The sequence below is a fragment of the Enterococcus sp. DIV1083b genome, assembly GCF_051713705.1.
Taxonomy (GTDB): Bacteria; Bacillota; Bacilli; order Lactobacillales; family Enterococcaceae; genus Enterococcus_D; species Enterococcus_D casseliflavus.
Genome location: NZ_JBIOQJ010000001.1, coordinates 182185 through 206783, shown reverse-complemented (window position 1 = coordinate 206783; position 24599 = coordinate 182185). Strand labels below are relative to the sequence as shown.

The window sequence follows — 24599 nt, the reverse complement described above, 5'->3', positions numbered from 1 at the left end:
CATTCTCCTTTTGATTTCAATTAATTCTGAATTTTTATCGTTATTGCTGCTTCTGTGACTCCTTGTTTTTCATGTGTTTCTGGGTCATAAATGTTGACTGTTGCTGTGGCTGCATATTCGCCTTTTTCTAAGGGTTGAGCAAGCTTAGCAGTCAAAATCTGCTGATTTGGATAAATTGCACCCGAAGAATAAATCATTTCTCCGGTTTCATTTAAATGAATATCCACTGCGATCGGATAGACATTAGTTGCCGGATTGATGATCTCAATGGATCCTTCGCGATCGCCTGCTTCAAAAACCGCAGAAGGATTGATAGTCAGCGTAAAATAATTCGCATCTGCTACCTCTTGCGCTCTTTCAGCTACTTCACGATCGGAAGCATCGCCGATTTCCGGTAAAAGATCGGCGCTGATCACAGGAACATTCACTTGTTGCTGATTCAAGTAATAAAAACCGATACCGCCCAGAAAGGAGAGCAGTAACAAAAGGAAAAACAGCTTATTTCTCTTTGGATTTTCCATTGTCATTACAACCACTCCTTTGTATTATTTAGGAACGAATCTTAAAACAAAGCGATATTGAGGGCGTAGATTGTCCTCGTAGTACCCGCCTTCTTCGTATTCTGAATCAACGATCCAAAGCGGGTAATTGCCGTAAAAGGTTCCGCCTAAGGTCATCGCTGATTGATTGCGGGCAGGCATGGAAAGCAAGTCCGCTTCAGGCATCTGATCGTATAGGCGAACCGTCGCTTGCTCTGTCATTAAATTCAACGCCAACAACGGTTGCGAAATATCTTGTTCTGTCAAGATTGGGTGTTCTTCTTCCGAGTCTGGATCTGGCTCAGCATAATCCAATGGATCTTCTTCCTCTTTCAACAGTACGATCCCAGCAGAATCTTCAAGAATTAGTCGGTTGACTTTGACATCTACCCCTACATACGAGTTGTTGCGGATTTCGTATTCAGGGCTCGTGAAGACACGATTGCTTTCTTGACTGTCATACATTGATTCAAAGAGCATGCGAGTCGGTATCCGCACGGACAGTTGCTCTAAACTACTTGTAACATCGATCCCAACCGTAAACTCATAGGTTTTTCTACCGACTTCTAATACGGCAAAATACGTACCATCTTCCGTCACGTCTGTTGTTAGATTGGTTTTCGCCAGACGAATCTCTTCAGACAAATCTGCATCGCTTAGTACATCGCGTGCCGAAGCTTCACTTTCTTCGACAATCAATTTATGCAATTCTTCTTCCGTGCCCAATTGGTTGATCGTCTGCCGATCGAGGGTGATGTTAAATGCCTGGTATTCTACCCCTTGGATGACGGTTACTTCTACATCAATATCAATGTAAAAATCGTGGTCCGGTTTTGTAAGAAAAACATTCAGCTTGCTGCCCGTTTCTAACCGTTCATTTTCTGCTAGTTTGATCGTAAAGTAGCGATAAAACTGATTTTCATCACGATAATCTCCCCATTGGATCATGCGTTCGCCACTTTCAGAAACCGTCTCATTGGTGATGATCACCGTTTCTCCCTCAGTATTCTGATAAGTGATTCGTGCTTGAGCATCCTCATACATGAACCCGGTGATTTCCGTGGATTGGTCACTCAAGGGATCGATCCGAGCCATCAAGCCTTCCGGTTCAGAAAAGCGTAACCGACTAAAATTGTTGCGGGCGATCGCCGTTTCAATCGGTGTATTATTGCCAGTGGAGGTCACTGACCCCGTTACTGATTCAGCGGTCATCAGAAAAGCCTGCGAAACAGCATTCATTGCGCCTGACCAGACGCCTGCTGGCAACCCATTCGCATTTGTCCCATTATTTCTGTTGATACGGAACACACCAGACAGATTAATAAACTCTTCAGCTGGTGACGAAGCGGCTGTCTGATTCGCCCCTTGCCATAGCGTGAGTTTTTGATGCATCACATTGATGCGTAGCCCATTTGCTAAGAAGTTTGTTTGGGAACGAATCAACCGTTGCAGATTGCCGTTGCTTCCCCCCGACACTGCACTTGGATGCGCTAATTCGAAAGATTTTACATTCGATAGATTCAACTGGGCATTCGCTTGTCGGAAAAACAGCACCGCACTTGACAGGGATTTATTGATCGTCGTTTCAATCAACACCGTTGCATCTTCTCCAACATTAAAGGTACGACCAACATTTACTAAGGGCCGATTCGTAAATTCTGCTGTCGTTCGTTGGTTTTGGTAGCCATCTCTGACAATAAACTCCGCATTTTTCCCAACGTTGATCGTCCCAAAAGCATTGGTTAGATTGAAACCACCAGCACCACCAGTCGCTGTATTCAACCCACGTTCCGTCAATACATTGAGCTTAGCGCCCTCGTCTAAAGTCAAGGTTGAGGTGGCCTGTACTTGGAAAACGCCACCCGATTGGCTAATGTCGAATGTAGAATTTTTGCCAAGGAAGACCGTAGAATTCGCTGAATTCAATAGAATAAAACGTGAATCCGCAGTCGTCCTCGCTCTCGTTGCTTGAAAATCTGCCTCTTCTCCAAGTACAAAGCGTTGTGCGACTCGAATAGAAGCGTAATTGGTTCCTACAGCCGGCGCGGTACTACCACTCGTTGGCTGTGTGTAACGATACGTTCCTTGATCTTCTAAGACGAACGAACGAATTGTATAATTGGCGGTAAACCCCCAACCCGTTTGGATCGTATTGATGGAACGCTTCCCAAGAGATACATCGGTCGTTGTTACCCCACGCAACGCCATTCCTAATTGACTGACTGTCAATTTACTTCCCTCTAATGTCGTAAAGCGTGAACTTGATCCGGTTAAGCGAAAGGCTGGACCATTCACATTGCTGGTTCGTGTGACAGTCACTTCCGCTTCTTCTCGAATCAAAATTTCTGTGGTAAAGGTAAAATATTGCAGATTCAGTGCACTAGTAGACGGTTCAGTCACGTTGATCTTCGCACCTGGTCCTACGTCTAAACGACGCATCGTTGTATTTCCAGTAAACCCGCTTGTTGTATTGAGCGTCACTTCTGATCGTGCCCCAATGAAGGCATCCGAGGAGGTATTTCCAATGACCAATGGTCCTCTTTGCGTTAGATGGATCTGCGCCTCTTCTTCTGTCACAAAACGGGCATTAGCCGAGGAAAACTGCACCATGCCCTGAGTTCCTGTAGAACTGCGGGTGGATGTCAGTTTGGCTCCTCGCTCCATCAGAAAACTACTTTGCACATTGAATCTTGCTACAGCTTGTTGATTGGCCGTGTGCTCCGAAAGCACCATTTCCGCCCCTTGCTTCAAGGTGAAGTTTCTGACTGCAGTGCCGTTGGTGACCCCTCTGCTCAGGGCCGCTTCGACACGACTATTTTCCTCAAAAACAACTTCGGCTTGCTGCGCATGAAGCAAAGCGCCGCGATGGTTTGCTTCCAGTGTACTGTGTTTGCCAAAGACGATCCTGCCGCCAGCAAGGTTTAAGCGGATCACAGCATTTGTTGTTAAGGTACTAACCGTTCTTCGTCGTGGAACACTAATGCTGCTGTGCTCGCCGACCGTAAAACGGCTTCTAGCAAAAAAGGTATTGTAGGCGGAACCTGTCGTTGCATTTGTCGGTTCTTGAATGTTCAATGAAACGTGATTCCCAATATCGATCGCATTGACATTGACACTCCCGTTGAAGCCAAAACTATGGGTATTAGCGATCACGGCATGGTCGCCGATGGTGATCGTACTGGTGGCGACCCCTGTAAACATGGGGCCTTGTTGTTGAATCGTCGTTTTCGTGTGACTGCCTAATTCAGCAATTGAATTGGCACTTCGCAAGTGAACAAATGCCCCAGTTGTTCCTCCGGAGCGATTCCCCTCAAGGGTGACTGCTTGAGCTTCTGACGAGGCTGCTTCAGTTTTAAATACTCGTCCGATATTGATTGCTGGAAAAGCAGACACAGAGCCAAATTCACTAAAAGTTAGTTTACTACGACTGGCTAAGTGCAGTTCGCCAATTGTTGATGTAGTGTTTCCCGAAAATCCTTGGCCTAACCCACCGTCGAAGTGCGCACCGTTTTCCAGATGAACGATGCTGTCTTGTGTTGTGTTCGTTACCGTCACAAACATTCCTGTTTGTCGGACGTAGACGTGACTGTCTTGTCCCAGCGTCATCACAGGCGCACTGCCTGTTAGCCGAACGACTGCGCCATTGTTGGCATTGTTGTTCTTTTCCAAGCGAAAATCGGCTTCTTCTGCAAAAACAATTTGATTCGCTTCGAAAAATGGATTCGATCCGCTGCCGGCGATCGTTGCGTGAAAATGATCATTGACCATGATCCGATTGGCAGAAAAGAATACGGGAATCGCTGTTGTACTAGTCGTTAAGCGATTATTCCCCGTGAAGGTGATCGTCGCTTGATTGTTGCTACTGAATCGACCAGTCGCATTGCTGCTCACAAAATTCACGTTCGTAAACAACAGGTTTACCGATCCTTGCGTTTGAACAAGTCCGCCGGCGCTCGTAATATTTGAGAAGGTCAGATTCTCAAATTCTAGTCGTTGTGCACCAAGAAAGACCATCGTGTTTTCAGTATTGTTTTGCGCAGCTGCTTGAGAAATGGTGACTCCTTCATTGCCGCCAGCAAATGTGATGGCTTTTCTGGCGATTCCGCTAATCGGCTCGGTCAATTGCAGACTTTGGAGGAACGTCAGTACAAGATGGGTCTCATCATCAATTGAGCTGTAATTTTGACTGCTGCCGCTCCCTAACGTGTAAGTTTCTCCTAATAAAACTGCTCGGAGATGCTGCTGGTTTTCAATCGTAATATGCAGAACAGCTTCATTTTCAGAAAAAAGTTCTGGTTCTTCCGAATCTTCTGGTTCTTTCCACGAATCGGTTGATTCTACCGTTTCAAGGTCATCATTTTCTGGTTCTGACGGCAGCTGAGAAAACTCATCCGTTTCATTTTCTGGTGCTTCTTGACTGCTTTTATCATTGTTTGAGTTGCTTTCCTGTGTCTCTGGCTGCAACACTTGCTCTGACTGATCATCACTGGCGGTATCATCAGTCTCACTGCTAGGCAGCCAATTTTCCGAATCGGGTGTCCCTGTTGCTTGCGGATCGACCTGCTCACTTAAAACTTCCGTTTCTCCTTCATAAGCTTGGAGAGTTGACGTCGTCAATAAGGGATGCAGTAGTGCAGACAGGCACAAACTAAAAACAATGCTCTTCTTTAATTTCTTTGAAGCAATAGCTCATCCTCCTCTCTCACTTCTTTGATAACAATCACAACCACGTTCCATCTAAACTAGCTTGGAATAGCAACTGTTATTGTTATGTGAAAATTATATAAAATCCTCTTACGCTTTTTTTAAACTTTTTTTTTATTTTCTTGAAAAAAAATTTAAAAACTTGCTGTTCCAATAATTTCAAAAAAAAGGCAAAAAAAAAGAAAGCATCTCTGATACTCTCTTTTTTGACTATTCTTATTTTGTTAAAAAAGCGATTGGATCGACCAATTGCGCTTGGCTCAAGCTAGGCGATGCACTGACTTCAAAGTGCAGATGTGCTCCTGTGCTATTGCCTGTACTGCCCATGAGGGCAATCGTTTCTCCTTGTTTCACTTGTTGGCCAACCTTTACAAGGTTCTGTTGATTGTGGGCATAGAGTGTCGTCATCCCGTCCTCATGGAGAATCGCTACATAATTCCCCCAAGAAGGATGAACCTCTGAACGGATGACCGTTCCAGATTGACTCGCCAGAATTGGGGTCCCAAACGCTGCGGCAAAGTCAACACCTCGATGAAAGCTTCCCCAACGTGGACCAAAAGTAGAAGTGACAACGGCTTTTTCAACAGGAAAAAGATACGTCTCACTTGCGGTCACATCAGGTTTTTTCTGATCATAACGGGTCAACGCATAGGCTTCGATCAATGCTTTCAGCTTTTGATCATACGTCGTATCTGTGGCATACCGACCAGTCAAATAGCTGGCAGCCTCTTGATAAGAAGCCGCTTCTGATTTCCATACGCCTTTATAAAAATCAGACTGCTGCCCGACCCCTTCTTTCAACAAGCGAGCATAGTCCATCAATGACTCTTTGTAGCCAGTATATTGGCGGAAAGTTGCTGTGATTGTATAATGATTTCCCGAACCATCATCTTCTTGTGTCCGAAAAGCGACACCCTGTCCTTGATAGGTTCCTTTGATACCAAAAAGATTGAAGTACGGCGCCTGACTCAGTCTGCTTTGCCCGCCACCTGACTCTAAAATAGCCTGTGCAATCATGACAGAAGCGTACAAGTCATTTTTCAAGCCGATTTCTCGGGCATCTTCACCAATTTCTTGGATAAAATCCCACACTTCTTTTACTGGTGTGACCGTCAAGGTCGTTTCGCTGCCTTGCTGCGGTGTCGGATCGGATTGACTTGGCGCGCTTGGTGCTTGGGTACTTGGTGGCATGATCGGTGACACAGCCGCCGGTGTTGCTTGACTTGCTTCACTGTTTGCTTCTGGTGTCGGTTTCGTTTCTACAGGTTTTGACGGTTTGGGCTTCTCTGGCTGCGTTTCAGGTTTGGGCGCTACAGGCTGTGTTGGTTCTTCTGGTTTGGGTGCTGGCGTTGGTTCTTCTGGCTGAGAAGGCTCTGGCTTACTCGGTAGCTCTGGTTCTGGTTCTGGCTCTGGGGTCGGTTGGGGAACTGGGGTCGGTTCTTCGGTTTGCTCTGTTCCCTCCGGCGCTGTCTCAGATCCTTCTGGTACACTTTCTACAGGTACCGATCCTTGCTCAGAATCGGGCACTTGTCCTTCCACTGCTGGAGCGGCTTCTTCGATCGTCCCTGCTGTGCTGCTGTCACTTGCTTGTGCAGCTGTTTCTGATGTTTGGGTAACGGTCGTACTTTCTGATGCAACAACCGCAGCTGAAACTGGCACACCAGCTAAAAGTTGTCCGCAAACCAAAAGAAGCGCTACCCCTTTTTGCGAATGCTTCATAGGCGAAATCCTTTCTCTTTCTTTTTCCTCTTAACAACCTCTATTGAAAAAACATCTTGCCATCCAATTAGTAAATAAATATCAATTCTCTTTTATTATACTACGCTTCGTTTTTTCGACTCAAGCAAATGACTCCCTTGCTTGTCAAAGAGAACGAGTTGTTGGAAGAATGGGTCTACTGATAAAGGATCACGTTTTGCATCCAACGCATTGTCGATCCTCGGCTTCAGCAGTTTTTTTGTGTTGCCTAAGATCCTCTGGCGTCATCAGAAAAAAACACAGTTGTTCAAATGGGTGGCTGCCAGTTGAACAACTGTGTTTCAATCGTTTTTTTGTGTCCTTTGCTTTCAATCTTGTACTGAGTGCCTCCCTATTCGTACTTCATTTTTCGCAAATCGAGGATTTTTTCTGTGAGAATCGCCCAATCTGTCGGCCTTGGTGGTGTTAACCAGCAAACTTGATCGATGCTGCTGTTTTCTGCCAAAACAATATCCGAAAGTATCAAATCGGTTTGCAACGTGGGGCTACGTTGGAATAAAATATTCAGATTGACGATACGGGAAATCGATTCTTTAATAAAGTGATTGTAGGCTTCCCCGAATGAAAAGTCGACGCAGACATACAATGGTTCAATAATTTCATTCATCGGAATCGTGGTAACTAGTAAGAGCAAGTAACGATAAAATAAAAATTCCTTTGCTTCCCATAGAACCTGCTCCTTTTTATTTTTTTCCAAAAATGTCCGACACCATTCCACATATTCAGGATACGCTTCGAAAAAGTACGTCACCTCTGTCATCGTATACTTGTATTTCACGTACAAAGGAAAATGAACCAACTCATAGTGGATCTTCATTAGCTGATCTTTTAGGCGAACCTCATATTGGCGACTGTTTTCTTTCAATCGTGGCGTCAAAAAATCCATAAACAGCTGATTGAAGCGAAGAATCTCTGGGCAAGAGTCTTGCATGAACCGTTCCTCCTCAAGCCAACCTTCCACAATCAAATAGTTTAACAATCCGAGACTTTCTTGTTTGATGAAATCTTCCTCCATGGTCTTTCTACTGCGCAACCATGTTTGTATCGTTGGAAGTTTCTGGCTCGCCACTTGATTTGCTAAAGAAGTGTTTGAAAGTTTCGCTAAATAATGCTGATTTCGAATTCGAACCGTCACAATCCCTAAATATATCTTCAATCGTAAAGCCAGAGACGAAGAATAGTTATCGGAAAAAGCTGACCCGAAAAAGAGTTGCGCAAAATGATTGATTTCTTTCGCGCTCTGAAGGGTCCGTAATGGGTCTAAGCGCTTCATCATACTAAAAAAAAGCAAGGCAACTTCTCGGATGCGCCATTCATCCCCTACTAACTTAAACTCTTTATTGATGTCAATCGCCAATGCCTGCAGCGCTTTTTTCAGCTCCTTAAATTCATTATAAACGGTTGTATGACTTAAAAAGTGATCCAAAGCAAAGCTGTTGATGGAATGGAGGCGTTCACAAAAAATGGCCGTAAACAGTGAAAATTTGATAGATTTCTCAGCATAGTAAGAAAAGAGGAGCTCAGAAGTAAATCGCCCATTTGTGTGCAGTTCTATTGTCTCACCATCCCAGCTGAGTGCTACTTCTTTTTGTAAGCCAGACTGAACGAAATCAGCAGCTAATTCTTCTACCGTTTTGCCTACTAAAAATGGAGACATGCCTAAACGATCCATCATTTGCTCCCTCGATCGTGTCATGAAGGGCGCATGCTCCAGTTCTTTGTAAACACTCAACTTACGCTGATCTTTTTTATTCAAAAACGTTGTAAACACAAATGGAAGCCTCCTCGCCTCGTTGTCCATAAAGGGTGATTCCGGACAACACCATGCTGAGCTGACCATGATAGGTCATCGGGTAGTTGCTTCGCATCATCTGATCGGTCATCTTTTGGGAAGCTGGTGCCATCTTTCCCTTCTCAAAAACCTCCTCTAGCAGGATTCCCTGGAAGGACTCGACAGATGGTCTCGCTCTTTCTGCGGAGGAGTCATTTTCGTGTTCGGGATGTTTTTCATCAATCAAAGAAGCAGCATCGACGGATCGATCAGCAAAATCGGACATGTTTTTTACTATATTGACTTGGGAACCAAAAGAATGTTCTGTATGAGGAAAAGCCAGTGGAACCTTCACCATCCCCAATACAACATAGGTACTTGCTAAAAAAATAATTCGACGGTTCATTTCTTTTTCCTCCTTTATGTATGATTTTTGGCAATTGGTTTCTCAGGTCCTTGCTATACTTACTCTGAAGAATTGATATTCTTAGAAATTTTCTGCTGGCAGTCAGAGTCTTCAAGGGACTATGACTAAAAACGCCGAACAGTTGAACGTTTCATTATCTGTGTAAATGATTATGCTATAATTATTGAAACTTATTTTGTTGGAGGCTGACATGAAAACATTTCAATTAAAATTCATGCGAAACCGCACGTTGATTCGCTGGCTGCAATTGTTAAATGAATTTGAGAAAAGTCCCACCCGTACATTGGGAGAACTCGCTGAAGTGACCGAGAGCAGTACGCGTACGTTGATTACTGACATTGCTAGCTTGCGAGAGTATTTTAAAGGGGCTATGGCGATCCATACAGCAAAAATCGGGTATCTTTTTGAAGAAATCGATCATGATAGGTATCGAAAGCAAAAGCAAGAATTGATAAAAGATGAACCGATTTTCCAGATTTTAGAAAGTATTTTTTATGATGAGCAGCAAACCCTCTTTGATTGGAGCTTAACGCTTAATATTTCTGAACAAGCGCTGATCAGCTACTTCCGGAAAATACAGCCATTTTTATCCCCTTTCTGTTTAAAAATCAAAACGGATCCCGTCTCTTTGGCAGGTTCGGAGATCGATATACGAAAATTTTTCTGTCTTTTTTACTACGAGTCTGACATTAATGTCCACACGTTATTTCCCTCGATCCATGTACAAGATGCGGTGATGGAAATCACTGACCTTTTGGAAACGAAGGCCTTACAGAGCTCTTCGTTTTCTTATTTTGCTTATATCCTTTATATTAGCGTGGAGCGCAGCAAACGCGGTTTACTTGCTGCCCCCTCTCCAGAACTAAGCGAGTTAGTTAAAAAAAATGGTTTACTTTCAAATTATGAGGACCTTAAAATGATTATCCAGCGTTATTTTACCTTTGAGTTTCCTCAAGAAGAAGCAATCTATCTTTTGACTTGCATCATTTGTCGTCGCAAACTCAACACCGATCTAGAAACAAGCAAAGCGTTTTGTCTTAACTATAACCACTGGCCCGCGATCAAACAGATCACTGCTGATTTCTATGCCCAAAATCGCGGCAACAGCTTTGATGAACAAAAAGATTTGCTTTGGTTAGAGTCATTCTTTACTATTTTCAAGCTTCGTGAGTTGTTATCGCCAACGATGAACGTCAACATCGATGATTTGAATGTTTTCGTCAAAGAGAAATTTGCGGCTGAATATAAAAAAAATCGCCAGTTTTTGCTCTCACATCCTCTTGTGAAAACACTCTATTCTTTCGACCATTTGGATGATTTTTGTGCCAGCCTCACCTTCCACATGGAAGCCATCATTGAAGAGAATTGGGGCACGCGGAGAACTATAGCTGTTATTTTTGAAGGCAATGAATATGTTTGTGAGTACGCCGAAAGTATTATCCGAAAATATCTTGGCGTTTATCATGAAATGTACTACCCTGATTCAAACGAACTCTCCCACGAGTATTTAAAAGAAAAAAACATTAATTTTCTCATTACTAACTACTCCGAATACGCCACTGAATACTTACTGGATGTTGAAAGTGTCTTATTAAAATCAATACCCGACGCTGCCGATTGGAATTATCTTTTGAATCGAATCAATCCGAGAATTTTGCGGTTGGTCGTTCTTGATAATACGTAGTAATTCCAATCATTCACGCCGCTTCTCCAAAGAAAGAGAATTGATATTTCCTTGTCGCCTTTAAACGAACGCCTGACTAATCCTCCCATATAAAGCTGTTCTTTTTTAGTGGAAGCAGCTTTATATGGGAATTTTCCAGTTAATCAAGTACGCTTTTTCCTTCTACGCCGCTACTATCAGCAATCATTGCTCTTTGGATTGATCTGCACTTAAAAATGTCCGTTTCGTAAAAGCCAGTGCGCCTACGAGGGTCATGAGTACGATGATTGGATGAGAAGATGCAGACAAGATCCCCAAAATCGCCGTCAACAGCGTGCCCGTATAACTCAAACCGACTGCCCATTGCTGAAGCCTTGAAAGCTCTCGCAGCTGCCCTTTAAAGGCCACCCCCAGCATCATTGCTCCGACAAAAGATAAAAGACCAAAAACTACATGTAAAAGTAACATTCTTTTTCCTCCTTTCTTAAATGTTCACATCGATCGCTTCAGCGATTCGTCTGCCGTATTCTGGGTCCGCACGGTAAAAATGCATGACCTGCCGTTCTTTGATCTGTTGATTTTGAACCTGTCCCAAACTTCCCGCAATCGTTTGAATTAAACGTGTTCGTTCTTCTTCTGAGAGCAAACGATAAAAATCACCTGCTTGGCTATAATAGTCTTCGTCGTATTCAAAGGAACCGATCTCTCCTTCTAACGAATAGTGGATACCCTTGGCATGCGGGTTTTCCTTGACGCCATCAAAACTGTTCGGTTCATAATTGATCCCTGAAGAATTCGTTTTGGTATTCATGAAGCCATCTTGTTGGTGATTGTGGACGGGCGCTTTCGGCGCATTGATCGACAACTGGCTGCTATTGGGTCCAACTCGATAACGATGCGCATCACCATAAGCAAACAGCCGACCTTGCAATAGTTTGTCCGGTGAAAAATCGATCCCTGGAACGATATTGCCCGGTGAAAAAGTGACTTGCTCGACTTCGTTGAAATAGTTCTCTGGATTGCGATTCAAGGTCATGCGTCCCACTTCAATCAGCGGATAGTCTTTTTGTGAGACTGTTTTGGTCACATCAAAAAGATTGACGGCAGCTGACCAGCCTTCTTCAAAGGGAATGATTTGAACATAGAGTGTCCAAGAAGGATACTCCTTTGCCTCGATTGCTTTGTATAGATCTTCAATATGATAATCAGGATTGCTTCCCGCAAGTTCTGCTGCGAGCGCTGCACTCATGTTCATAATGCCTTGATCCGTCCGAAAATGATATTTCACCCAAAAGCGTTCCCCCTCTGCGTTAATCCAAGCAAATGTATGGCTCCCATACCCATGCATATGGCGAAAGGTTGCCGGTAACCCCCGATCCCCCATCAACAGGCTGACTTGATGGAGGGATTCCGGTGAATGGGACCAAAAATCCCACACCGCTTCTGGATTTTTCAAGTGCGTTCGCGGGTCTCTTTTTTGGGTATGGATAAAATCAGGAAATTTCAACGGATCACGAATAAAGAAAATCGGGGTATTATTGCCCACGAGGTCATAATTCCCCGCTTCCGTGTAAAATTTAACCGCAAACCCCCGAGGATCGCGCAACGTATCCGCAGACCCCAGTTCTCCGGCAACCGTTGAAAAGCGAATAAACAGGTCTGTTTCTTTCCCGATGGCTGAAAGAAAAGCCGCTTTCGTGTACATCGTTACGTCGTTTGTTACTCGGAAGACACCATGAGCCCCCGCACCTTTCGCATGAACGACTCGTTCGGGAATCCGCTCACGATTAAAATGTGCCAGTTTTTCTAGCAAATGGACATCTTGGATCAACACTGGTCCACGGCGCCCCGCCGTCAAAGAATTCTGGTTATCCGCTACACTGGCTCCTTGCGCAGTCGTCAACTCTTTTTTCATATCCTTCCTCTTTTCTCTATAAAATCAGTCAAGTGCAATTACTCTCAACAAAATACTTCTAATTAGTACAAAAATTATCATTATTCTTAAAATATATCAATTTATTTGCTCTAAAATAAGAATTAATTCAGATTTTTGACAATTTCCCAACTTTTCTATCGAAGCATCCAGGTTTTGCAGCAAGCCTCATGAATAGAAGAAAGCACAAAAAAGCAGTGAAGCGTTGGCTTCACTGCTGCTTTGCGTTCAATTCGATCCGAGACCACTCTACTGGCGATCAATTATTTTTTGCTGCCTGCTGCTTATTCGGCAGCTTCAATATCCTTGGCGATTTTTGCGACATCGATCTCCCGCTGCAAGTAGTCTTGGTTGTCGATAGGAAAATGCTGACGAAATTCGGCTAGTTCCATCAATTCGACTTCACCAGCTGCCACTTCAAAGTCTAAGACATGACCAGCAAATGTGCGATCATCACTAATAAAATGCAAATGGAAACCGGCGGCCGCAGCACCGTGGAACAACAACGGGGTAAAGAACCCGACGATCGTTCCGCTGATATCTTCTGCTTGAAATTCCGGCTGATGCTGGATGATCTCAATGAATTTTGGGTACGGTTTTTCTTGCTTTGGGGCAACGCGGACGTGCATCTTGGTAAATCCCCCATGAATCTTGACAGCGGAAAACAAATTCGGGCTGACTTCTGTCAGGACGTGGTTTTTCACTTCTTCATCGGTCATTTCTTGGCTGACCTGCAGGTGCTTCGCCGCAGAAAAATCAACGACTGCCGCATAGGGGGTTCCTTCATTTCCTTGGAGCACTTGTACCTTGCCCGACTCGTCTACATGGTAGATTTCACCATCTAAAATAATCACTTCACCATTGGAACCAGCCAAAGTACCAATCCCAAAATTGCCATATTCAAGCATTTTGCCGATTTGCTCCGTGCCATCCATTAAATCCTGCATCAACCCACCTAGGGTGCCATGCTGATATAAATAACTTTTGTTTTTCACTTTCATCTTGATGCTCCTTTGGTCTTAATAAAATTGATCAGGTAGGATCGTTTTGCCAAGATCGGCATTGTCTGAATAATCCACAGGGATATCAATGATCACTGGACCATCCGTTGCAAAGCCTTCTTCGATGGCTGCCATCAATTCTTGTTTGGTGGTTGCCCGTAAGCCTTTGGCACCAAACGCTTCGGCATATTTCACGAAATCAACGGGTCCAAAATCAACCCCAGAAGCACGATCATATTTCATTTCTTCTTGGAATTTCACCATATTGTAGGTACCGTCATTCCAAATCAAGTGAATGATGTTTTGTTTCAAACGGACGGCTGTTTCTAACTCTTGGGCAGAAAACAAGAAGCCACCATCGCCAGATACAGAGATCACTTGAGTATTTGGTCGCACGAGCGCTGCCGCGATCGCCCATGGCAAAGCGACCCCTAAAGTCTGCATGCCATTACTAAAGAGCAGATGCCGTGGCTCATAACTGCGGAAATGACGGGCCATCCAAATGTAGTGGCTGCCGACATCCACCGTCACCGTCATGTCATCGGTCACTTCTTGTTGCAAAGCATCAATGATTTCCAGGGGATGCAAGGTATTGTTGCTGCCTTCGACATCCGCTGGTTTTTCATTGAGTTTGGTTTGCAGCGTCGTTAAATAGTTTTGGGCGTCTTCGCTCAAGTGATACTGATCGATGGCTTTTGATAGTTGTTCAATAATTTTCGCGATACTGCCCATCAGTTCAACTTCTGGCTGCATAAATGGATCGATCTCCATCGGTACTTCATCGATGACGATCACGCGGGCATCTTTTTCCGCATTCCAGTTGCGAGCTTCGTATTCGATCGGGTCGTACCCTACAGCAATCACTAAGTCGCTACGTTTCAACAGCATATCACCAGGCTGATTGCGGAATAAGCCGACGCGGCCAAAGAAATGCTCTTCTAATTCACGAGAAATGATCCCAGCGCCTTGGAAGGTCTCTACGACGGGCAACCCCGTTTTTGCAACTAACTGACGAATCGCTTGTGTTTCTTTCACGCCTGAAGCCCGCATCCCTAAGAGTAAGACAGGCAGTTTGGCTTCTTTGATCCGATCGACGAGTGCCTGGATATCTTCTGCATCGGCACTGCCTAATTTAGGCGAAGATAGAGGTTTGATCGCTGCCCCTTGAACGGTTCCGTCTGTCACATCTTGAGGAATGGATAAAAAGCTCGCCCCTTTTTTCGCTGTTTTTGCGATGCGAAAGGCGTTGGCAATACTTTCAGAAAGGGTTTCAGGATCTTGGACTTCACTGCTGAATTTCGTGATCGGCGCAAACAACGCCGCATTATTCATGCTTTGGTGGGTCAATTTTGAAAGGTCAGAACGCTTCACTTGGCCTGCTAGTGCCAGGACGGGATCACCTTCGGCAGTTGCCGTGACCAACCCAGTCGCTAAATTACTGGCTCCTGGTCCACTTGTTGCAATGACGACTCCTGGCTCTCCTGTCAGGCGACCGATTGCTTGTGCCATAAAGGCCGCGTTTTGTTCATGTCGTGCCAAAATCAACTCTGGTCCTCGATCACTCAACGCGTCAAAGACGCCATCGATTTTTGCACCCGGAATCCCAAAGATATAAGGCACCCGATGATTTTCTAAACTTTCAACAATGATTTCTGATCCTTTTGCACTCACTGTATTACCTCTTTTCAAAAACTGTATTAATCACAATACATATAATAGCACTTTTCATTTATTTATCAACGAAAAACACTTATTAAAATCTGTATTACAAAAACGAGTTTTTTTAGAGAGCGTTTGCATCTGCTTCAGACTGCAAGTGTACGTCTTTCAATTTTTCCGACAAAAAAAGGAGTGGATCGCTCCACTCCATACATCCTCTTCTGTATCAGAACACCGCTTAAAAAGAAGCTGCTTTCGTCGGTTTCTTATTCTGCGGGGACATTTTTTTCCGTCAGCCAACCGACAGCCAGTGTCATGGCCGCTCGTGCGGCTTGGGTCTGATCCATCGCATTGACCATCACAAAATCATGGATGATCCCTTGCATCCGTGCTTGGGTGACTTCCACGCCAGCTGCTCGTAAATGCTGCGCATAGGCTTCCCCTTCATCCCGCAAGACATCTGCTTCGCCTGTAATGATCAACGCTGGCGGCAGATCGGCTAACTCCTCTTTGGTCGCGCGTAGTGGAGAAGCGGTCATTTGATCCCGCTGTGTTTCATCCGTCGTGTATTGATCCCAGAACCATTGCATCCCTTCTTTGGTCAGAAAATAATTTTCACCGAATGCTTCATACGAAGGCGTATCAAAGCGGGCATCTGTCACAGGATAGAACAATAATTGCTGTGCGATCGGAATGCCGCCACGGGCTTTCGTTAACAAGGTCATAACGGTCGCCATGTTCCCACCTACGGAATCACCAGCCACGGTCAAACGGCTAAGGTCTAAGCCTTTGACATCGACAAATCCCGGTAATTGCTGCAAGACCGCATAATTTTGTTCGATCGCCGTTGGGTATTTTGCTTCTGGTGAACGACTATATTCAGGAAAAATGACGATCGAGTTGGTTCGTACCGCCAATTCACGGATCAATTTATCATGAGTCGCGGCACTGCCGAAGACCCAGCCAGCGCCATGGAGATAATAAATAACAGGGAGAATCGCATGATTTCCTTCGGGACGAACAAAACGAACATTGATGGCCCCCCACTCGCCTGTATCTACGGTCTGATCTTCTATCTCAACCGCCAGTTTATTGACGGGTGACTCTTGGACTTGTTCCAATAGTGCGCGCCCTTCTTCTGGCGGTAATTCATAGATCCGTGGGTGCGGTGCATTTGCCTCACTAAATTCAACGGCTGCTTTTTCCAACGAAATTCTATCTGTCATACGATTCTCTCCTTTTGTTTGAAATCGTTCGTGTTGATCTTAAGGGTACCACCAAGTCATTCTGATGCAAAGAATCTTGCTTTCTTCTGTTTCCAAGCATTTTGTTCGACAAAAAAGGTGGTTTTTGCACTCTTAACTGCCTTGCCTTCATGACCGATAACTGTAAGACACTCGCTGTGTAAACTTCCCAAAAAACTGAAAGGCGTAGGTAAGTACGTATGAAATTCACATTAGATGAAACACAAAATAACCGTCTGCTCGCTGCTATTTTTCAAGAACTCGCTGTCATAGTCTTTGATCCGCAAAAAGAAGTTATTTTCGCCAATGCCAACATGACGGATATCCTAGGTTATAGCCAAGAAGAAATCATTGGCTTGCCGCATCGAACCTTTTGTTTTGACCATTATGCTGCCAGTACGGATTACCAGGCTTTCTGGAATCAACTACTTTACTCAAAGCAACGGTTTCAAGACAAAATCATTCGGAAAAACAAACAAGGAGAAAAACTGATTTTAGAAGGGATCTACTTCCCCGTCCTCGATGAGCAGCAAGAAGTCGTCAATGTCGTCAAAATCGCTTTTGACATTACCCAAAGAGAACAAGCCTTAGCGGTCACTATCAAAAAAGTACAAGACAGTGCGGCTTCCTTGACACGACTTTCTGCCAACGGACACCAGCAAGTCGATCATTTGTCAGAGAACTTGGCGCAAGTCAAACAGCTGTCTGATCAAAATCAAGCAACGACCCATGCCTTAGAAATGGATAGCCAACAGGTGTCAGCGGTGCTGCATGACATCGACCGCATTGCACAACAAACCAAACTGCTTTCCTTCAATGCCTCCATCGAAACGGCACGGATCGGCGAACAGGCAGCTGGCTTTCGGGTGGTTGCGGATGAAATGCAAAAATTAGCTGAACAGACCAAGCAGTTGACCCAAACCATTGCCGCAACCATGCAAGCCATCAACCAACAAGCCTTAGTCGTGTTAGATAGTGCCGATTCGACGACCATGAAAATCAGTGATTCGCAAAAAAGCCTCGCTGCCGTTTTGCATTCTTACGACACGCTGCGAACGACTGCCAGTCTTTTAAACGATGAAGCCGAGTATTTATCAGAAACCAACGACGCTGAGTTGGAAACCACATGAAGTGAAAAAGAGCGCCGCTGTTTGCGACGCTCTTTTTGGTTTTCTAACTAAACAGTTGATTCCTGATTTGACTGCCCATTGATCCTCCGCCTCAGCACTAGTCAGCCCCCCACTCTTGTAGCAATTTCTGCAACTCTTGCAAAAACGGTTTGGTTGCATAGCCCAATGTTTGAATAGGAATACGGTATTCCTTTTGAATCACCAAAATACTACCAAAGATTTTATGTCGAATCTCAAAGGAAAGATTTTTCCAAGTACTCCAGGAAAAACTGGCTGTTCGTTTTTCTTTCCTTTTATACGTGCACAAATACACTCGTTCGACACCAAAAAGTAGACCCGCATCCGCTTTCTTGCCAGTCATCTGTGCCGTTAGCAGTGCCAGAGGCGTCTCCGTTTCAGGCACTTGAAAACTAGCGAGGACTTGTCTTTGCCATTGCCTTGGTAGCACTTGTCTTTCTCCAGAAAAATAGAACAAAAAATTTTGCTCTTGCAAAAAAGCATTCAAACGAGTTTGTCGCTCCTTGACTGGATCGCGTGGCGCCCGCTGAATCAAAGACGTCTGATTCATTGCCGATTGCTTTGACTGCTTGTGATCACTTGAAACCCCTACCGCTGAGGAGTTTCCCAGGGGAAGAGGATCCATCGTTTGGTTGGCAGCAGCTGATTGACTGATTTTCTTCAACAAAGCAGCAAGATGCGTCAACGCAAGCTGTTTTGCTGTCATAGGATTGGCATGCGGGCTTTTGGTATGATCGAAAGATTGTTTGATGACCATTTTCCCACGACAATACAGACAAACCGCCGTGCCAGCAGCCCAATTTACTTCTAGTTCTCCTAAGCAGTGGGGGCATTGAATCGGAATAATATCCATTGAATCATCCTTTCGTTTCGATACAGGTATCGGAGCTATCCGTGGTAAAGATACGGATCGTATTCCAGCTGACAAACGCCAGCAGCACTAGAAACGATAAGCCATAAAAACTGAAATACCAAGTCAGGATTGCTAAAAAAAGGATCAAGGCAAATTCATACGCCATGTTTTCTAGACTGCTGTAAAATACTGTCTGTCGGGCGAGTTTCTTCCTCCGCGTTTCAAAAGCTTTCTTCGCTGCAGCCGTTGATGCATCCGACTGACTCAATGCCTGGGAAAGTTCTGCTTTGAATTTGCCGTACTCTGAGAAAAACTTGACCTCTGGTACGAGCAAGAAGTACCAAGTCGCAAGACAAGCAATCAGCAAGATGACCGCTGAAGCGAGCAGACTAAAGGCAACAGCCGGTAATAAAAAGCCATCAAATAGAAAACTCGAAGCAATTCCAGAAAATAATCCGACAAAAAAGAAGGTATAGCAGAACTGCCAAAGGACACTACTGGTCTTCGAAAAACTTTTTTTCACTTGCACCAGCTGTTCACATTCAGGGAGCTGGGTTGGAAAAAGGCGTTCAGCATCGGTGCCATCAGCCACGAAAGAATAGGTTTGGTTTCCGTATTTGAATTCGCCAATGTAATAAGGAAAATACAGTTTTTCCGTGTCACATTGTTTCGGAAAAAGAGTCAGTTGAACCTCATTGGCAACATCTGCTCCCACCAAATGGTCTTTGGCTTTTGCTTCAAAGACTTCCATTAGATGGGTATCCGAGAGTGCCGCTTCTCTGGAAATATCAAAGGGCAGCACCTGAGCGTCTTGGCTAAGTGCCGAAAACTGCTGCATATCCGTGCAATAGGCGGCACCTTTTTGAAGATGCAGCGGCAACTTGCCATTGATACTGTAATCCGCTTCTTTTTGGGTATCCGTAGGAAAATATTCATTGAAAACCGTTGTGTTTCCGCTGTTATGTAAAGAAATGTCGGCAGTAATGCGCCCACGCCCCCTCTGCTGTTCCTCGTGGACATAGCTTCCTCTCACTTGCGCATCATAAGCAATTTGAAAATAATACATCGGGATAAACACACGTTTTAGATGAACCATCTCTAGCTCAAAAAAGATACTTTCCGAGATGGTGTCTTGCCAGGCTAGTCTGTTTTTCAACGCCGCTTCACATGCCTTTTCATCATAAGCAAACGGATAAAATCCTTCTTTGACGGTCCCTTGAATGCGTGGCAACTCTTTAAGCGAGACGACTTGGTTTGTTTGTTCCTGTTTTTTTTGTTCCGGTTTGATCAGCAACTCGTTCAAACAATACTGACAGACTGCTTTTCCTGAGTCCCAATCAACTTCTAGACGCCCCAAGCAGCTGGGGCATTGGATTTGGGTGATTTTCATTTTTTCTCCTTTTTATGAATCGTTTTTTCTTTTCAACAAGATGGTTTATCAAAGAAACCGAAGAATGTTCCAAATAAGGGTAACGACCACGACCACATAAGCGAGCGTATCGAGCCATTCATAAAATTTCCTCATTCTTGCAAGATGCTTTCCACGCTTCTCGTAGTTTGCTAAAAAAGCTGTCCCAGTTTTCTTACCTAATAATTCTCTTTGGAGCTCATCTCTAAATTTTTGGACTGTTTTGAGGTACTGTTCTTTTAGAAAGTGCAACACTATCCCCGATACTACCCAATAAACTGCAGTTGGCAGGGAACTCATGACAATCCCCCCTATGACAGCTCTGAACACTCTTCCTAGAGGGATCCATTCAGAAATGAATAGCGCCAAGATCATCAGGATCACACCTAACGTAAAAAAGAGTACGGAGGACCAGCCAAAAACCTTGCGAGCTTTTGAAAAATTCGCAACCGTTTGATAGGTAGCTTGGCACTGTGGGATAATCGGCAGCTTCATTCGGTCAGGATCTTTGCCGTCGATCGCAAATTCAAAGGATTGCTCTTGGTACTTGAAGGTGCCCATATACAGGGGAAAGTAGAGCTCTTCTGTAGCACAGCTGATCAGGGAAAGATTTAGGTGCAGCTCTTTTAGATGATCGGCAGATTCTTTCTTCTGGATCACCGCATTCGCATGGGCTCTCAATTCCGCTTGTTTTTCAGAACCAAAGAGCGCCTGCTCTTGCTCAATATCAAAGGGAAAAACATGAATAGCATGTGCTGAGACTAGCTGTTGAAATTCCTTTTGATCGGTACTAAAGTGCGGTTTTCTTTTCATTTCATCATTGACCTCAAAGCTCTGAGGAATTTCTTGTTCGATCACCTCCGAACTGCCGCATTGATAGAATATAACCGTCTCACCTGAATGGTCGCCTCGCTTCTTTTCCCACGTGGTCGTATGCGAGCCTTCCCATGCAATGGAATGGGTATCGTAGCCAAAGGCCCCCTCCCAGTGCATCGTATAGGTCACCTGAAATTCATAAATCGGAATAAAATATCGTTTTACCTCGCTGACTTCAAGATGAACGATAATGTCCTCAGGAACTGATTCCTGTTGGATCAGCCATTTTTTCAAGGCATTTGCTACCTCGTCTTCATTAAAGGCAAACGAATAAAACCCTTCTTTGACTTCTTGAAAAACTACGGGAGCTTGTTCATTCGAAGCTTCTTGCGTTTGTTTTGGCGGCGAATGTAGGACTGACTTAGTTAAGCAATACTGGCAGACTGCTTTTCCTGTCTCCCAGTCAACGGTTAACTGACCCAAGCAGCTGGGACATTGGATTTGTGTGATTTTCATTGCTACTCCTTTTGCACATACTGATTTTCTTATCAATGAAGTGGCTTGGTTGCAAGTGAGGGGGAATATCTTTTTTATGGTGTTATTTGGGGGAAGGAACAAAAGGAAACTGCTGATTTGCAGATGTTTGCTCGTTTCAATCCTTTTGGTTCAAGCGTCTGTTTCTAGTGATAAAGCAAACAAGTGTATTGGTATCAAGTGTCTTTTTGAAAAAGGCAGCATAAACAAAGATAGCCCTTTATGTATCATTTTATAATAAAAAATAATGTAAATCTATTTATTATTGATAAAAAATAAATATTGATTTGCGATTAGTCCTCCCTACTACTCTCATCACTATTGATCCCAGTTATTAATGGCGGATACGTTAGTAAAAATGTTATAATTAAATTATTCACAAGAAAGGAAATGAAAAAAGTATGGGGATATTTATTTTTGTTGTTGGTTTTTTGACAATGGTTGTAAGCGGAATCTTTTTTGTTCTTAGTTTGATCAAGAAAAAGCCGCTTCGCAACAAGATCGTTATTTTTATGGGTGGTTTTCTCTTATTGATTGGCGGGGTATTATTGACTCCTGCAACAACACCGGAGCTTCACGTAGATGAAGCAGAACTGGTTACCAACGAACAAGGCGAAGCGGCGATTACGGGTCAAACCAACCCAGAAGCGCAACTGACCATCAACGGGGTGGAGGTTTCGCTGGCGGACGAAACATTTTCTTACACCGTGCAACTTGAAGATGAAGAGGAACAGGAATTTACCCTCCAAGCCTCAATGGGTGGAAACACCAAAGAAGAAGTCGTCACCGTCAAACCTTCTCGCGCATTTCTAGCGAGTTTGCAAGCTGAAAAACAAGAACAAGCAGCACTGGAAAAAGCCGAGACGGCACTGGCGCTTGCCGAAACCCAGCCAAACCAAAAGAATTACGACGAAGCCGTGACGCTGATTCATGCTTTAAGTAAAACCTACGAAGATCTCGCTACTCGGATCGCGGTAGTTGAAGACCATCTTGCCATCGGCAAAGCCCTCGATACTGCTGAAGCTTCCCTTGAGCGCAGTGATTTCGATCAGGCAAAAGAATTAGTCGCACAAGCGGTTTTGAACAAGGAAACGTTTGAAAGTCGGTTATCCACTGTAGAAACCAAGATTTCTGAGAAAGAAGCAGAAGCCCTCGTTGCAGAAGCTGTCCAAGCGGTGGAAGCGGCAGAGGCGGAGCCGACAAAAGATGCCCTTGCTCGTGCAGAAGATGCTGTCGCTCGTCTCAAGACCCCCGATGAGGAATTAGCTACTCGAACGAAAACAGTGGCGCAAACGATCACTGCCAACGAACAAGCAGCCGCACAAGCTAAGGCGGAGGAAGAACGGCAGGCAGCCGCCGCTGTGCCAGAACAAAGCCAGCCAGCCGCTGCTAGCAATCAAGCCCAAACGTCGGTCCTCGTTACACCAACAGGTTCGAAATATCATACGAGAAAATGCGGCAACGGTACCTACACGCCTGCCACTTTAGCAGAAGCGCAAAGTCGCGGACTTACTCCTTGCGCAAAATGTTTTCCGTAATAGCCACTAAATTTTGCAACGAAAAAAAGACAAACCTCATTTTTGGGCTCTATAATTTATGGGACTGATGAATCAGAATTGATTCTTCAGTCCCATTTTCATTTTAGGTATTAAAAAACATATCGTTCTCTAGTATGATTAAATCACCACAAAATAAACAACTGAGAGGACGATATGCTATATGAATGATTCTATCAAAAAAATGCTGAGAATAATAGAGAAAGATTTGATGATTACAGAGGTCTCTTACGAGACCCTTCAGAAGAAAAAGACGTTGGTCGTCGATGCTGTTCTCTCGCCGACTCCTCGTGCTTGTAGAAGTTGTGGTTCTACTGTGGTAGATGTAAACGGGAAAGCAATTATAGTGAAAAATGGGAAGAAGGAAACGATTGTCCGTTTTGAACAATACAATCATATGCCTTTGGTTATGCGCCTAAAAAAGCAGCGCTATACCTGTAAAAACTGCCGAACCCATTGGACGGCTCAAAGTTATTTTGTCCAACCTAGACATTCAATCGCAAATCATGTTAGATATAAAATTGCTTCTTTACTGATTGAAAAAGTATCTTTATCTTTTATTGCGAAAAGCTGTCAGGTATCTTTGACCACCGTTATTCGTACATTGAAAGAGTTTAAAAGCTATTTACCAAAGCAATCTAAGAAGATTCTCCCCAGAGTATTGATGGTTGATGAATTTCGTTCGCATGCTTCCATAGAAGATAAAATGAGCTTTATTTGCGCAGATGGTGAAACAGGAAAATTAATAGATGTTTTGCCTACGCGTAAATTACCTCGATTAACAAGCTATTTCTTAGGTTGTACCAATCCAGAAGAAGTAGAATTCTTGGTGACAGACATGAACGCCGCCTACTTCCAGCTCACCAAACGTGTTCTGCCAAATGCGAAAGTAGTGATTGATCGGTTTCATATTGTCAAACACATGAATCAAGCGTTCAATGAGTTGCGTATCCGTGAAATGAATGAACTTCGTAAAGCCGGACAGAAAAGCCAGGCAGAAAAACTGAAAAAGAACTGGCGCTTTTTGCTAAAAAATCGTGCAAACATCAACCACTATGAATACAAAACATGGAAAAGTTTCCGAGCACCAAAGTACCCATTTCTTACTGAAGCAATGATGATTGATCGATTGCTTGAGTTTTCTACGCCCCTGAAGGAGGCGTATCCCTTTTTTCATGAATTAGTTGAAGCCTTTCGAGACAAAGACCCTGACTTATTTTTCTGCATATTGGCAGAACTTCCCGAAACGTTAGATGACGGCTTTCGGGAGAAGCTTCAAAACCTTCTGTCCTATGAAGAAGGCATCACCAACGCAATGATCTATCCTTATTCCAATGGAAAAATAGAAGCGAAGAATACCCACATAAAGACAATGAAACGAGTATCCTACGGATTTAAATCATTCGAGAACATGAGAATTAGAATCTTTTTGATCAATCAATTAATCAATGTAAGATAACAAAAAATCTGAGCCAGAATGTGGTTCGTTCTGACCCAGATTTGATTTTGCACAACTCATCAGTCCTTATTGACAAAGAGCCCATTTTTGTCTAAGGTTTGTCTACTGTCTGAAGCGGTTGTCTCG

The 24599-nt window shown here is 44.1% G+C and carries 17 protein-coding genes; 4 read left to right on the top strand and 13 right to left on the bottom strand.

From position 1 onward, the window contains the following. Positions 1-20: 20 nt before the first annotated feature. The 5 genes from IGI69_RS00920 to IGI69_RS00900 form a co-directional block, all read right to left on the bottom strand. Entirely contained in the window at positions 21-527 is a 507-nt protein-coding gene (locus IGI69_RS00920; protein WP_074536629.1) for a hypothetical protein, read from the bottom strand. A gap of 18 nt (positions 528-545) precedes the next feature. Then, on the bottom strand, positions 546-5186 hold the full coding sequence (locus tag IGI69_RS00915; protein ID WP_438739369.1) for a hypothetical protein: 4641 nt from the start codon (positions 5184-5186) through the stop codon (positions 546-548). A 273-nt stretch (positions 5187-5459) separates the two neighbouring features. Further along, positions 5460-6962, bottom strand: coding sequence for a peptidoglycan DD-metalloendopeptidase family protein (locus tag IGI69_RS00910; RefSeq protein ID WP_438739367.1), 1503 nt, complete (start codon positions 6960-6962; stop codon positions 5460-5462). 370 nt (positions 6963-7332) lie between these two features. Further along, positions 7333-8772: a helix-turn-helix domain-containing protein gene (locus IGI69_RS00905; protein WP_074536625.1), complete on the bottom strand. Its 1440-nt coding sequence runs from the start codon at positions 8770-8772 to the stop codon at positions 7333-7335. Beyond that, the gene (locus tag IGI69_RS00900; RefSeq protein WP_275853252.1) at positions 8750-9178 is read right to left on the bottom strand and encodes a hypothetical protein; all 429 of its coding nucleotides are present in this window, start codon (positions 9176-9178) and stop codon (positions 8750-8752) included. The genes IGI69_RS00905 and IGI69_RS00900 overlap by 23 nt, the downstream gene beginning before the upstream one ends. Positions 9179-9389: 211 nt before the next feature. Between IGI69_RS00900 and IGI69_RS00895 the strand changes: the two genes are divergently transcribed. After that, positions 9390-10883, top strand: coding sequence for a helix-turn-helix domain-containing protein (locus tag IGI69_RS00895; RefSeq protein WP_422705010.1), 1494 nt, complete (start codon positions 9390-9392; stop codon positions 10881-10883). A 183-nt stretch (positions 10884-11066) separates the two neighbouring features. Here IGI69_RS00895 and IGI69_RS00890 read toward each other — a convergent pair whose 3' ends face one another. The 5 genes from IGI69_RS00890 to IGI69_RS00870 form a co-directional block, all read right to left on the bottom strand. Next, on the bottom strand, positions 11067-11330 hold the full coding sequence (locus IGI69_RS00890; protein ID WP_005232670.1) for a hypothetical protein: 264 nt from the start codon (positions 11328-11330) through the stop codon (positions 11067-11069). Positions 11331-11346: 16 nt separating this feature from the next. Next, on the bottom strand, positions 11347-12777 hold the full coding sequence (locus IGI69_RS00885; RefSeq protein WP_151195401.1) for a catalase: 1431 nt from the start codon (positions 12775-12777) through the stop codon (positions 11347-11349). Positions 12778-13079: 302 nt separating this feature from the next. Then, positions 13080-13796 (bottom strand): acetolactate decarboxylase, encoded by a 717-nt coding sequence (budA, locus tag IGI69_RS00880; protein ID WP_422705011.1) that lies wholly within the window; start codon positions 13794-13796, stop codon positions 13080-13082. An 18-nt stretch (positions 13797-13814) separates the two neighbouring features. After that, complete coding sequence (gene alsS, locus IGI69_RS00875) at positions 13815-15467, bottom strand: acetolactate synthase AlsS (protein ID WP_422705012.1); 1653 nt, start codon at positions 15465-15467, stop codon at positions 13815-13817. Between the two features lie 254 nt (positions 15468-15721). Next, positions 15722-16681, bottom strand: coding sequence for an alpha/beta hydrolase (locus IGI69_RS00870; protein ID WP_422705013.1), 960 nt, complete (start codon positions 16679-16681; stop codon positions 15722-15724). Between the two features lie 218 nt (positions 16682-16899). Here IGI69_RS00870 and IGI69_RS00865 point away from each other — a divergent pair, with 218 nt between their 5' ends. Then, a complete protein-coding gene (locus IGI69_RS00865; protein ID WP_422705014.1) occupies positions 16900-17829 on the top strand; it encodes a methyl-accepting chemotaxis protein in 930 nt (309 codons plus the stop codon). Positions 17830-17926: 97 nt separating this feature from the next. Here IGI69_RS00865 and IGI69_RS00860 read toward each other — a convergent pair whose 3' ends face one another. From IGI69_RS00860 to IGI69_RS00850, 3 genes are read right to left on the bottom strand one after another with little or no spacing between them, the layout of a single operon-like run. Next, the gene (locus tag IGI69_RS00860; protein ID WP_438739361.1) at positions 17927-18700 is read right to left on the bottom strand and encodes a hypothetical protein; all 774 of its coding nucleotides are present in this window, start codon (positions 18698-18700) and stop codon (positions 17927-17929) included. Positions 18701-18704: 4 nt separating this feature from the next. Beyond that, positions 18705-20090 (bottom strand): hypothetical protein, encoded by a 1386-nt coding sequence (locus tag IGI69_RS00855; RefSeq protein ID WP_422705016.1) that lies wholly within the window; start codon positions 20088-20090, stop codon positions 18705-18707. Positions 20091-20138: 48 nt separating this feature from the next. Further along, the gene (locus tag IGI69_RS00850) at positions 20139-21440 is read right to left on the bottom strand and encodes a hypothetical protein (RefSeq protein WP_422705017.1); all 1302 of its coding nucleotides are present in this window, start codon (positions 21438-21440) and stop codon (positions 20139-20141) included. Positions 21441-21859: 419 nt separating this feature from the next. Between IGI69_RS00850 and IGI69_RS00845 the strand changes: the two genes are divergently transcribed. Together IGI69_RS00845 and IGI69_RS00840 are read left to right on the top strand one after the other, a co-directional pair. After that, a complete protein-coding gene (locus tag IGI69_RS00845) occupies positions 21860-22996 on the top strand; it encodes a serine protease (RefSeq protein ID WP_422705018.1) in 1137 nt (378 codons plus the stop codon). Positions 22997-23177: 181 nt separating this feature from the next. Further along, entirely contained in the window at positions 23178-24473 is a 1296-nt protein-coding gene (locus IGI69_RS00840) for an ISL3 family transposase (protein ID WP_438739358.1), read from the top strand. The last annotated feature ends 126 nt before the right edge of the window (positions 24474-24599 follow it).

What these genes read in the sequence shown, in the direction of transcription:
- IGI69_RS00920 (WP_074536629.1), bottom strand. Translation starts at nt 527, where the DNA reads ATGACAATGGAAAATCCAAAGAGAAATAAGCTGTTTTTCCTTTTGTTA.
- IGI69_RS00910 (WP_438739367.1), bottom strand. Translation starts at nt 6,962, where the DNA reads ATGAAGCATTCGCAAAAAGGGGTAGCGCTTCTTTTGGTTTGCGGACAA.
- IGI69_RS00900 (WP_275853252.1), bottom strand. Translation starts at nt 9,178, where the DNA reads ATGAACCGTCGAATTATTTTTTTAGCAAGTACCTATGTTGTATTGGGG.
- IGI69_RS00895 (WP_422705010.1), top strand. Translation starts at nt 9,390, where the DNA reads ATGAAAACATTTCAATTAAAATTCATGCGAAACCGCACGTTGATTCGC.
- IGI69_RS00890 (WP_005232670.1), bottom strand. Translation starts at nt 11,330, where the DNA reads ATGTTACTTTTACATGTAGTTTTTGGTCTTTTATCTTTTGTCGGAGCA.
- IGI69_RS00885 (WP_151195401.1), bottom strand. Translation starts at nt 12,777, where the DNA reads ATGAAAAAAGAGTTGACGACTGCGCAAGGAGCCAGTGTAGCGGATAAC.
- budA (WP_422705011.1), bottom strand. Translation starts at nt 13,796, where the DNA reads ATGAAAGTGAAAAACAAAAGTTATTTATATCAGCATGGCACCCTAGGT.
- IGI69_RS00870 (WP_422705013.1), bottom strand. Translation starts at nt 16,681, where the DNA reads ATGACAGATAGAATTTCGTTGGAAAAAGCAGCCGTTGAATTTAGTGAG.
- IGI69_RS00865 (WP_422705014.1), top strand. Translation starts at nt 16,900, where the DNA reads ATGAAATTCACATTAGATGAAACACAAAATAACCGTCTGCTCGCTGCT.
- IGI69_RS00860 (WP_438739361.1), bottom strand. Translation starts at nt 18,700, where the DNA reads ATGGATATTATTCCGATTCAATGCCCCCACTGCTTAGGAGAACTAGAA.
- IGI69_RS00855 (WP_422705016.1), bottom strand. Translation starts at nt 20,090, where the DNA reads ATGAAAATCACCCAAATCCAATGCCCCAGCTGCTTGGGGCGTCTAGAA.
- IGI69_RS00850 (WP_422705017.1), bottom strand. Translation starts at nt 21,440, where the DNA reads ATGAAAATCACACAAATCCAATGTCCCAGCTGCTTGGGTCAGTTAACC.
- IGI69_RS00845 (WP_422705018.1), top strand. Translation starts at nt 21,860, where the DNA reads ATGGGGATATTTATTTTTGTTGTTGGTTTTTTGACAATGGTTGTAAGC.
- IGI69_RS00840 (WP_438739358.1), top strand. Translation starts at nt 23,178, where the DNA reads ATGAATGATTCTATCAAAAAAATGCTGAGAATAATAGAGAAAGATTTG.